This is a genomic window from Asaia sp. W19 (assembly GCF_003994335.1).
GTDB lineage: Bacteria > Pseudomonadota > Alphaproteobacteria > Acetobacterales > Acetobacteraceae > Asaia.
In genome coordinates this window covers 1-8,939 of record NZ_PNQZ01000024.1, presented here as the reverse complement: position 1 = coordinate 8,939, position 8,939 = coordinate 1, and the positions used below count along the sequence as shown (strand labels likewise).

13 protein-coding genes and 1 pseudogene are annotated in these 8,939 nt (G+C 62.8%); 12 read left to right on the top strand and 2 right to left on the bottom strand.

What is annotated here, in order from left to right; translation table 11 throughout:
• From C0V97_RS18995 to C0V97_RS05935, 3 genes are all read left to right on the top strand, one after another.
• Positions 1-474, top strand: a 474-nt coding sequence (locus C0V97_RS18995; protein WP_255424167.1) for a phage portal protein, incomplete at its 5' end; no start/stop codon positions are given.
• Complete coding sequence (locus tag C0V97_RS18990) at positions 443-766, top strand: phage portal protein (protein WP_255424166.1); 324 nt, start codon at positions 443-445, stop codon at positions 764-766. The genes C0V97_RS18995 and C0V97_RS18990, both read left to right, overlap by 32 nt.
• Entirely contained in the window at positions 759-1,367 is a 609-nt protein-coding gene (locus C0V97_RS05935; RefSeq protein ID WP_199751666.1) for an HK97 family phage prohead protease, read from the top strand. Before C0V97_RS18990 ends, C0V97_RS05935 begins: the two co-directional genes overlap by 8 nt.
• A 31-nt stretch (positions 1,368-1,398) precedes the next feature.
• On the opposite strand, the gene C0V97_RS05930 is transcribed toward C0V97_RS05935, so the two are convergent.
• Complete coding sequence (locus tag C0V97_RS05930) at positions 1,399-1,677, bottom strand: YrhB domain-containing protein (protein WP_127101672.1); 279 nt, start codon at positions 1,675-1,677, stop codon at positions 1,399-1,401.
• A gap of 138 nt (positions 1,678-1,815) precedes the next feature.
• Between C0V97_RS05930 and C0V97_RS05925 the strand changes: the two genes are divergently transcribed.
• From C0V97_RS05925 to C0V97_RS05890, 8 genes are all read left to right on the top strand, one after another.
• Positions 1,816-3,021, top strand: a complete 1,206-nt coding sequence (locus C0V97_RS05925; protein ID WP_127101670.1) for a phage major capsid protein — start codon at positions 1,816-1,818, stop codon at positions 3,019-3,021.
• A gap of 14 nt (positions 3,022-3,035) precedes the next feature.
• Positions 3,036-4,016 carry a hypothetical protein gene (locus C0V97_RS18640; RefSeq protein ID WP_233581999.1) on the top strand — a complete coding sequence of 327 codons (981 nt, stop codon included), beginning with the start codon at positions 3,036-3,038 and terminating at the stop codon, positions 4,014-4,016.
• Complete coding sequence (locus C0V97_RS05915) at positions 4,016-4,447, top strand: hypothetical protein (RefSeq protein ID WP_127101668.1); 432 nt, start codon at positions 4,016-4,018, stop codon at positions 4,445-4,447. Before C0V97_RS18640 ends, C0V97_RS05915 begins: the two co-directional genes overlap by 1 nt.
• Positions 4,448-4,467: 20 nt before the next feature.
• Positions 4,468-5,037, top strand: coding sequence for a hypothetical protein (locus tag C0V97_RS05910; protein ID WP_127101666.1), 570 nt, complete (start codon positions 4,468-4,470; stop codon positions 5,035-5,037).
• Between the two features lies 1 nt (position 5,038).
• Positions 5,039-6,244, top strand: coding sequence for a phage tail tube protein (locus C0V97_RS05905; RefSeq protein WP_127101664.1), 1,206 nt, complete (start codon positions 5,039-5,041; stop codon positions 6,242-6,244).
• 69 nt (positions 6,245-6,313) lie between these two features.
• Positions 6,314-6,751 (top strand): hypothetical protein, encoded by a 438-nt coding sequence (locus C0V97_RS05900; protein WP_127101662.1) that lies wholly within the window; start codon positions 6,314-6,316, stop codon positions 6,749-6,751.
• Positions 6,752-6,825: 74 nt separating this feature from the next.
• On the top strand, positions 6,826-7,128 hold the full coding sequence (locus tag C0V97_RS05895) for a hypothetical protein (RefSeq protein WP_127101660.1): 303 nt from the start codon (positions 6,826-6,828) through the stop codon (positions 7,126-7,128).
• A gap of 3 nt (positions 7,129-7,131) precedes the next feature.
• A complete protein-coding gene (locus C0V97_RS05890) occupies positions 7,132-7,770 on the top strand; it encodes an HK97 gp10 family phage protein (protein WP_127101658.1) in 639 nt (212 codons plus the stop codon).
• Positions 7,771-7,788: 18 nt separating this feature from the next.
• Here C0V97_RS05890 and C0V97_RS05885 read toward each other — a convergent pair whose 3' ends face one another.
• The gene (locus tag C0V97_RS05885) at positions 7,789-8,199 is read right to left on the bottom strand and encodes an MliC family protein (RefSeq protein WP_127101656.1); all 411 of its coding nucleotides are present in this window, start codon (positions 8,197-8,199) and stop codon (positions 7,789-7,791) included.
• Positions 8,200-8,336: 137 nt separating this feature from the next.
• Here C0V97_RS05885 and C0V97_RS05880 point away from each other — a divergent pair.
• Positions 8,337-8,939, top strand: a pseudogene (locus C0V97_RS05880) (hypothetical protein); the annotation flags it as partial.

Genomic DNA, 8,939 nt, shown 5'->3' with positions numbered 1-8,939 from the left:
GGCCTCATGGGCATCTCGCCCATCACGGCCGGGCGGCAATCCATCGGCGCCGCACTCGCTGCAGAGGAAACGGCGGGGCGCATGTTCAGAAACGGGCTGCTCTCGCAAACCTATATCTCAGCCCCGACCTATCTCACCCTGCCGCAGAAGGAGCAGGCCAAGACCATTCTGGCCGATTACTCGGGCGCGATGAATGCGGGCAAGACGCCCCTGCTCGAGGGCGGGTGGAAGGTCGAGAGCATCGGGCTCAGGGCCGAGGACCTGCAACTCCTGCAAACCCGCCAGCTGGGCGTTGCGACGCTTTGCCGGTGGTTCGGGGTGCAGCCGGTCATGATCGGGGCCATGGACAAATCCACGGCCTGGGGCACCGGGCTGGAACAAATGAATCTCTGGTTCCTGCAATACGGCCTCATGCCCTGGCTGCAACGCATCGAGCAAGCCGTTGCGCTGCCTGCTCTCGCCCGCCGAGCGTGACCGCTATTTCGCCCGGTTCAATGTGGATGCGCTGTTGCGCGGCGATAGCATGGCGCGCGCGGGCTACATGCAAACCGCGCTGCGCTCGGGCTGGATGACCGTCAACGAGGCCCGCGCCAATGACAACCTTGCCCCGATGCCGGGCGGCGATGTGCTCATGGTGCAGGCCCAGATGATCCCGCTTGCCGATATCGGCAAGCCCCGCACCCTGACGGGCTTAGGAGCGCAAGACCCGCCCGCCAGGAATCCAACGCCCGGCAGATCCGGCATCACGGGAGATGACAATGAGTGAATATCTGGCCGCTGCTTTCGAGTGGAAGTTTGCGCCCGACGCGAAAGAGGGCAGCTTCGAGGGCTATGGCAGCGTGTTCGGCCATCAGGACGCGCATGGCGATATCGTCCTGCCCGGTGCCTTTGCCGAGACGCTGGCCGAGCGCAAGGCGCAAGGCCGCGGCATCCCCATGCACGTCATGCACGGGTTTTTCGGCGGTGACGGCCTGCCCGTGGGCGTGTGGGAGGATGCCAGCGAAGACGCGCACGGCCTGCATCTGCGCGGGCGTCTGTCTGGCATGGATACCGATTACGGGCGCAGGCTTTACGGTCTGGTCAAGGACGGCGCGCTCGGCGGCCTCTCCATCGGCTTTTCCGTGCGCAAGAACGGGGCAGCCCAGGGCACCGAGCCGGGCGGACCGCGCCGCCACATCAAGGCGGTGGATCTGCACGAAGTCAGCCTCGTGGATGACCCGTCAAATGCGCTCGCCCGCGTGACCGAAATGCGCAGGCGGTTTTATCCGGAGGGGCCGCAGCTGCCCGATCTGGCGGCAGAGCTTCGCGCCGCCAGCCGTAGTCTCCTCAATGCAGTCAGATCTCGCCCGTATGCGAGCCTCCGCTGATCCGGTTCGGGCTGCTTCGCTAGGAAGCGGGTTATTTGCGCGGGAACGATCCGGTCCGGGCGTAATAAGCAAGATTATCTTCCAGGGGGCTGTCGGTTGGACAGACGCGGATCTTGCCTGTCTTTCGGTCGACAATGAGAGGCACGCTGCCGGTAAGCTGATCATCGGGATCGTGTGTCTTGAGGAAGCGTTCTGACTGATAACGAAAACACCACCCGCTCTCGAATTCCTGTTCGAAAACGATCTGAAGTGGTTTGTCAGATCTGCTCAAATAAAACTCTACGGCAGCTCTGGCATCGTCGAATGTCATGACTGATCCTTTTAGAAAATTCTTCTAGTCCTGCCTTGCTCTGACGCTACGCGATCCGGACTGCATCGTCGATACGAACTTCAATCATCTATTTCTTCAGGGCGCATCTGGGCGCCCTTTTTTTATGAGGATTACCCTATGTCTGATTACGAACAGGCCGCCCGCGAACTCAGGGCCGCCACCGATGAGGTCAAGCGTTTTGCCGAAGCCTCGACAACAGAGCTACGCAATCTCGGCAAGGTCACGGAAGAAACCAAGGCCAGCGCAGACAAGGCCTTGGCCGAAATGAGTGGGCTCTCTACCCGTCTGACCGATCTGGAACAGAGAGCCGCCCGCCGGCGCGAACCGTCTGAGGATACGGCCCTGACGCTTGGCGAAGAGTTCATGGCCAGCGATGCGGCACGCGACCTCAAATCTTCATTCCAGGGGCGGATCAGGACTGAGATGGAGCGAAAGGCGCTGACGACAGGGCCTGCGACCATGGGCGCGACGACGTCTGCCGGAACATCCCTCATTCCTGCGATGCGCCTGTCGGGTATCGATATGATCCGCCTGCCGCAACCCACCTTGCGTAGTCTCATCCCCTCCGGAGCGACTTCGTCACCCATTATCGAATTCGTCCGGCAGAAGAGCTTCGACAATAAGGCCACGCCGGTTGCTGAAGGCGCGGCCAAGCCGTATTCGGATATGAGTTTCGAGCTCAGCCGGGCGAATGTCGCGGTCATTGCCCATTTGTTCAAGGCCTCGAAGCAAGCTCTCGACGATGCTCCTGAACTCGTCTCGATCATCAATGCGCAGGGCGTCGCAGGGCTCGAACAGGTCGAGGAATACCAGTTCATGTACGGCGACGGGACCGGGGCGAATATCCTCGGTCTTATGAAGCAGGCTACAGCTTTTGCGGCGCCAGCCGGTCTTGCGGTCCCGGATGCCGCTTTCGATACGATCCGGATGGCCATGCTGCAGGCTTCGCTGTCGCTCTACCCGGCAACCGGCATCGTCCTGCACGAGATCGACTGGTTTCGTATCACCTCCGTCAAGGACGGCATCGGCCGCTATGTCCTCAGCGACCCGCAATCCGTCGCGACGCGGTCCCTGTGGGGTCTGCCGGTTGTCGTCAGCAACACGATCCGACAGGGCGATTTTCTGGTGGGTGCCTTTGCCACCGGTGCGCAGATTTTCGACCGGCAATCCGTCGCGGTCGAGGTTGCCACGGTGGGTGACGACTTCGAGAAGAATATGGTCACCGTTCGTATCGAAGAACGTACCGGCCTCGTCGTTTATCGTCAGCAATCCTTCATCACCGGTACCCTTCCGCCGGATGCCACGGCGGCAAAGAAAGCCTGATCGGGGGCTTCGCCATGACGCTCACCATCCTCGAAAGTCCCGCCCAGGGGCTCGCTCTGGCTTCGCTCGCCGCATTGCGCGAGCAGCTGTCGGGCGAGCCTGCCGCTCAGATCAGCGACCCGGCGCTAAGCGAGTATCTGGCCCAGGCCACGGCGCTTGTTCAATCCACGCTGGGTCGCCCGGTCCTGGCGGGTCTGTATCGCCAGACCCTGCGCGTCGGGGATGGCGAGCGCCGCCTGTCTCTCGCCCTGGCCGTCACGCCGCTGATCTCGATCGGCGACGTAACGCAGGACGGTTTCGCCCTCGATCCCGGGCCGGATGGCTGGGAATCCGGCGCATTGTCCGGCCTGCTCTGCCCGTCGATCCTGCAGGGTGCCTGGTGGTGGCCGGGGCGCTACCGCGTGACCTATCGAGGCGGCTGGATCGTGCCGGGTATGAAAGACGAACAGGGCAATGCTCTGGCCGCGACCGTGCCCGCCGATATCCGCGCCGCCACGCTCTCAACGGCCCGTGCGCTGTTCTACACAGCCGCAGCGCGGCGATCCGCTCCTGCGTTCGGAAAGCGAGCAGGGTGTGGGCGCGAGCAGCTGGGCCACGCCCGATGCAAGCCTGGGCGGTCTGCCGCCCGACGCCGCCGCCATCCTCGCCCGCTACGCTCAGGCAGGCCTGTCATGAGCGTGGGCGCCAGCCGACGCAGGAGGCAGATCCAGCGCGCCGGGCGGGTCATGGTGCTGAGCCGGGTCGATCTGAGCGCAAGCCTGACGGTCCAGGGTTACGCCCCGCCACCCCAGGTCGCCCAGCTGGCCGAGGGTGTGGGCAAGGCCCCGCTCCTGGCCCAGATCACCGCCGATGAGACAAACCGCTCCGGCTATACGCCCCGCAAGGGCGACCAGCTGCGTGATGGGCCGAGAACCTACACCCTGACCGATGCCAGCCCGGTTTACGACCGGGGCACACTCTGTGGCTGGTCGCTGATCGCCTCGGGAGGCTCCTAATGCTGTCTGAAACCGTCTGGAATGACGCCTTTGCCCGCGCCCGGCTCGTCGCGGAAGAACAGGCGATTCCGCTGGTCGACGTGCTGAAGCAGACACAGGAAGATCGTCCGCCGCTTCACTGGCGCATGGAAGCCCAGGCCAGCCGATCCGACCGGCTCGGCCTGGGCGAAACCGCCATGGAAGAGGAAGGCGAGATCGCGCTGTATCTGACCATGCGTGTGGGCCGGATCTCGACCCCTGATGCGCTCACCTGCTGCACGGCGATGAGTGTCGCGTTCCGCGCGCAATGGGCGAGCGTGCAGCCCTGGCCCGAGGGCCTCTTTTATGACGGTCAGAGCCTCTACCCGCCCGATTCCGACACGACCGGGAACTGGATCAGCATGAGCCTCATGATCCGCTACCGCTATCAGGACCGCCTGACCGGCGCCTGACTTTCCCTGAAAGGTACGAGATGAAATTCTTTCCTCTTGCGGAGACCGCTCCTGGTAGCGGTCTTTTCGAGCTGTTTGGCGCTGCTCTGGAAGCGTCCGGCACCTCACTGGCTCTGAGCAAGGCCCTCAAAACGGTCCCGGCCGGGCTGCGCGTCGCAGTCGCACCCTACCGGGCCATGAGCGGTATGCCTGCTCCGCTGCCGCCCACGGCCCTCGAGCAGGGCAAGGCTTACGATCTTCTGATCGAGCAGGAAGAAGATCCGGGCGTGTTTGCATCCGAGGCCCAGATCCTGACGAGCCAGAGCAGCGATGCGGGAGCTATGGCGCTCGCCCTGCAGGTCTTTTTCGGGCGTCGCATTGCGCTCACCCCCCATATCGAGACGGTGCAGGAAGCCCCGCTGACCGAAGAGACGACACCGGTGACATCCGCAGTGGGCAGCGCTGTCCAGAGCGGCGGCTCCGGTACCGCGTCGATCAACGCCGTGACCTCTGGCGGTGCGGTCGCAACCTCGGGGGCGACCCAGAGCGCCCCCTCCGGCGGCATCTCTGGCAGCACCTCTGGCAGCACCTCTGGCACGAAGGGAGCCTGACATGCCGTTTACCGGAGCAACTGCCGGATATCAGGCCGGTGTTCAGGCCAACGATACACGGCTCGCTTTCGCGCGCGAGATCACCTACGGCGTGGCGCCGAGCGGTTCCTATCAGCGCCTGCGTCTGACGGGCGAAAACTTCCGCCGCCAGAAGGCGCGGCAGCGGCCGGAAGAGATCGACCCGCATTGGGAAGCGTCGCAGGCCGTCACGACCCAGCAATCTGTGGGCGGCACGCTTTCGGGCGCTCTGTCATTCGGCAGCTATGACGCGCTGTTTGCCTGCGCCTGTGCCGGTACGACGGCCGATCGGTCCGTGTCTATCCCGGCCTCGGTCAATCTGACGTTTGACCGTCCCTCATGGAATCCCTCCGGTATGGTCGTATCGACCGCGGGAAAATTTCTCTGGGGTAGCCTGCCTGGGGTAGGGTTCATCCGCCTCGCCTCGAATTCCGGCAAGCTGGTCAGGGTTTTTCCCTATGCCAAGGGAAGAAACGCCGACTACATTACCACCCCCTTCGACTCTTTCCCGACCCTTCCCGCTGCCATCAGCGATGGCGCCACGGCAACGGCCTCGGTCATCATCAATGGCTCGACATTCAACAGCCTGACCCTGATCGAGCAGCTGGGCGATGACGTGCTGGTCAGAACGGGCGGCTTCGTCAAACAGATCCAGCTCTCGATCGCTCAGGGGCAGTTCGCCACCTTCTCGGCCGATATGGATTTCCGCGACGAGCAGCATCTGGCGGTATCGCCCGCAACCGATCTTCTCGCCCCGACCGATAGTTTCGTGCTCGATCCCGTATCGGGCTGGGGAGCGATCTGGGTCGACGGCAAAAAGATCGATGCGCCCATTCGCCAGTTTTCCTGCACGCTCACTCGCGACGGGGCCAGCCAGGATTACGCCATGGGCAGTGACAAGGCGGCCGGGCAGCAGCCCGGCAGTTTCACGGCATCGGGCCAGATGCAGCTCTTCTTCCGCGACTTCACCGAGTATCAGCGTTTCCAGGATGACTGGCAGGGGCCGGTGCAGGTGCTCCTGAAAGACCGCAAGGGCAATATCTACGGCCTGACCTTCTTTTCCGCGACACTGCAGAATCCCCAGGTCAATGCCGGGTCCAAAAACAGCACGATCGTCGCGACCTTCGACATCGAGGGCAACCCCCAACCGGGCGGCGGCACCTTTTCGCTGAGCATTTTCCCGGCCTGATCGACCAAGGCTGCGCCCGATCGATGGGCACAGCACACCCCCGACATTCGTTAAGTGAAAGACAAAGCAATGGCGAAAATCTCCGCCTTTTCCCGCGATGCTGCCCGTATTCGCGAGGGCGAAACCATCGAGGTCGGCCCGAGCGGCAATACGTTCCAGATCACGACGCGCGGGTTCACCCCGCGCTATCGCGATGCGCTGTTCAACCGCAAACACGCGGCCGCTGCGCGTCTCAATCGTGCCCTGCAGCCCGGCGCGATCCGGTACACCCCCGAGACTTTACCTCCCACCGAGGATGATCGAGCACAGGGCGAGGCCATTGCCGAGCATTGCGTGATCGATGTGAACGGCTTGCAAAACGATGATGGCTCCGAAATCGGGGTTGATCAGTTTCGCGCGCTGCTCGCGAGCGGTGAGCATCCCATGCTGATCGCCCTGGCCATTTCGGCGGCTGCGCGTGTGGGCGAAGAGCAGGCCGAAGCCCATCGGGAGGCGGTGGGAAACTAACCGAGGCGCTGGCCTGGGAACTCGAATACGGCCAGTTCATCGGGCCTGACGAGCTTCCGGCGCACCGCGAATTCGTGCTGGCCAGCCGACCGGTTCTGCCTTCCTGGCTCGATCGGCCATGGCGAGGCTGGCACGATCTGCATCACGATCGCAGCTGGTCTTTCGATCTGGTCGGGGCCGCCATGGGCAAGATCCGGGGTGTGTCCAGACCGGGCGGCATCGCTTGGCAGGCGCTCGATCGCTGGTGCGAGGTCAACGCCGTCTCCGAAGACGATCGCCCATGGATCGAGGCCCAGATCCGCGCCATGGACACCGTTTTTCTCGCGCATCGAAACCGCAGGATCAGTGAAGACATCGCGCGATTCCTCAAGGGATGACCCATGGCCAGAGCCGAAACCTTCAGCCGGTCGCTGCGGCTTTTTGTCGATCGTACGCTCTCGCCCGAGTCATTGCGTGCCGAAATGGCCCGCAGGGCGATCGCTGCGCGAGATGAACTGATCGCTCGCGGTGAGGCGCCGCCCAGCTGGCGGCGCTATGTGGATGGCAAGGCGGATGCGCCCGAAACCAGTGTGCGTCTGGATGGGGCCATTCTCTATCGCTTCAATCTCACCGGGGAGGCTGCGCAAGTAGGGCTCGACCTGTGCCGGTCGACATCGCCCACCCGGAGCGGAAAGTTCCGTGATTCATGGGTGGTCCTCTGCGATGACAAGCTCTGGCAGCAGCCGCTCAAGGATCTGCCAGCCAGTGCCACGATCCTGATCGTCAACCCGCTTCCCTACGCGCGCAAGATCGAAACCGGCGCGCTCGAGCCGCGCATCCGGCGTAATCAGATCGAGCGTGTGCGTCAGGGCCTGATGCGTCGGTTCCCTACCCTTAATTTCGGCAAGCTCTTCGTCCGGCTGGGCGGCGGCATTGCCCCCCAGGCCCCCTATCTCCTGCGCGGCGCATCAGGTGAGCGCAGGACGCACGCGGGTACCTTCATGACCTATCCGGCGCTGGAGATAACCGGCAGATCATAACAACAGGTTGAGGAATGATCAGCCTTTGATCTCATGACAGTTTACCATCGCGCTGGCATCCATCTCGCTTGAGAACATCGCATCATCGCCCTTGGTCCACCAGACATACTCGGCGGCAGCATATTTTGCCCCACTACCTGCGATGACGTTGGTGAACACCTGTGTTTTGCTGTCGATCGTGAGAACAGCCAGGCTGATGTCACCAGCATTGATATAGCTGACGTTAACGAGCTTTTCCGAGAGCATGCCGCGCAGCTTAGCGGAGCTGGCGCCCTTCTTTGCTTTGCAGCTGTAGGTAACAACTTGGCGCTGAATGTCTGTTGAGGCCGCAAGCGGTATAGCAAGAGACGAGGCTGTCTCAGCGCGCGCGGACGACAAGGTTGGCAGCGTGGCTAAAGCAATCGTCGCGCATGCCAGTCTTCCGAACATGTCCTCATTCCTTCCCGATAGTCCGACGCCACTCGTCAAGGACTCATTCGAGATTCCTGTCTCAGAACCGAGGCGGAATTTTGACGCGTGATCCAGCGCGAATCCGGACTCATCTTCTTCTTCGTTTGGAGTCCGCCATGGCTACGACCATCTCTGAGCTTTACATTGCCTTTCAGAGCAATCTTGCAAAAGCGCAAGACGATGCGGCGTCCCTGATCAAACTGGGCGACGCGGCAGAGGCGGCAGACAGCAAGGTTACAAGGCTTGGTCGTAACGGTGCATCGGTAGCCAGGCAGTTCGACGAGACGACGCGCGCTGAGGCCAAGCTGGGCAGCGAGATCCGCCAGCGCACGGCCAATATCGAGGCGCTGCAGAAATCCCTCGCGGCCGGTGAAATCACGCAGGAGCAATATGCCGGATCTCTGGCGGGGATCGCCAGATCGGCCGGAGCGCAGAAAGAGAAATTCGACGCCGCAACAGGAGCCAGCAGGCAGCATAATGCCGCTTTGGCCGAGGGCGCGACGGCCGCACGGCTGTCCAGTTATCAGATCGGTATCCTGGCCGGTGAGGCGCATAAATTCGCCGACCAGGTGCTTGCCGGTGGTGGCGCCATGAAAGCTGCGTTCTACCAGGTGCCGAACATGGTCACGGTCATGGGCGGCTTTGGCAATGCCATGCGTATCGTGGGCGGGCTCCTGACCGGTCCGGTCGGCATTGCGGCCCTTGCCGTTGGGGCCGGT

What these genes read in the sequence shown, in the direction of transcription:
- C0V97_RS05935 (WP_199751666.1), top strand. Translation starts at nt 759, where the DNA reads ATGAGTGAATATCTGGCCGCTGCTTTCGAGTGGAAGTTTGCGCCCGAC.
- C0V97_RS05900 (WP_127101662.1), top strand. Translation starts at nt 6,314, where the DNA reads ATGGCGAAAATCTCCGCCTTTTCCCGCGATGCTGCCCGTATTCGCGAG.
- C0V97_RS05910 (WP_127101666.1), top strand. Translation starts at nt 4,468, where the DNA reads ATGAAATTCTTTCCTCTTGCGGAGACCGCTCCTGGTAGCGGTCTTTTC.
- C0V97_RS05885 (WP_127101656.1), bottom strand. Translation starts at nt 8,199, where the DNA reads ATGTTCGGAAGACTGGCATGCGCGACGATTGCTTTAGCCACGCTGCCA.
- C0V97_RS05915 (WP_127101668.1), top strand. Translation starts at nt 4,016, where the DNA reads ATGCTGTCTGAAACCGTCTGGAATGACGCCTTTGCCCGCGCCCGGCTC.
- C0V97_RS05905 (WP_127101664.1), top strand. Translation starts at nt 5,039, where the DNA reads ATGCCGTTTACCGGAGCAACTGCCGGATATCAGGCCGGTGTTCAGGCC.
- C0V97_RS05930 (WP_127101672.1), bottom strand. Translation starts at nt 1,677, where the DNA reads ATGACATTCGACGATGCCAGAGCTGCCGTAGAGTTTTATTTGAGCAGA.
- C0V97_RS05890 (WP_127101658.1), top strand. Translation starts at nt 7,132, where the DNA reads ATGGCCAGAGCCGAAACCTTCAGCCGGTCGCTGCGGCTTTTTGTCGAT.
- C0V97_RS05925 (WP_127101670.1), top strand. Translation starts at nt 1,816, where the DNA reads ATGTCTGATTACGAACAGGCCGCCCGCGAACTCAGGGCCGCCACCGAT.
- C0V97_RS18640 (WP_233581999.1), top strand. Translation starts at nt 3,036, where the DNA reads ATGACGCTCACCATCCTCGAAAGTCCCGCCCAGGGGCTCGCTCTGGCT.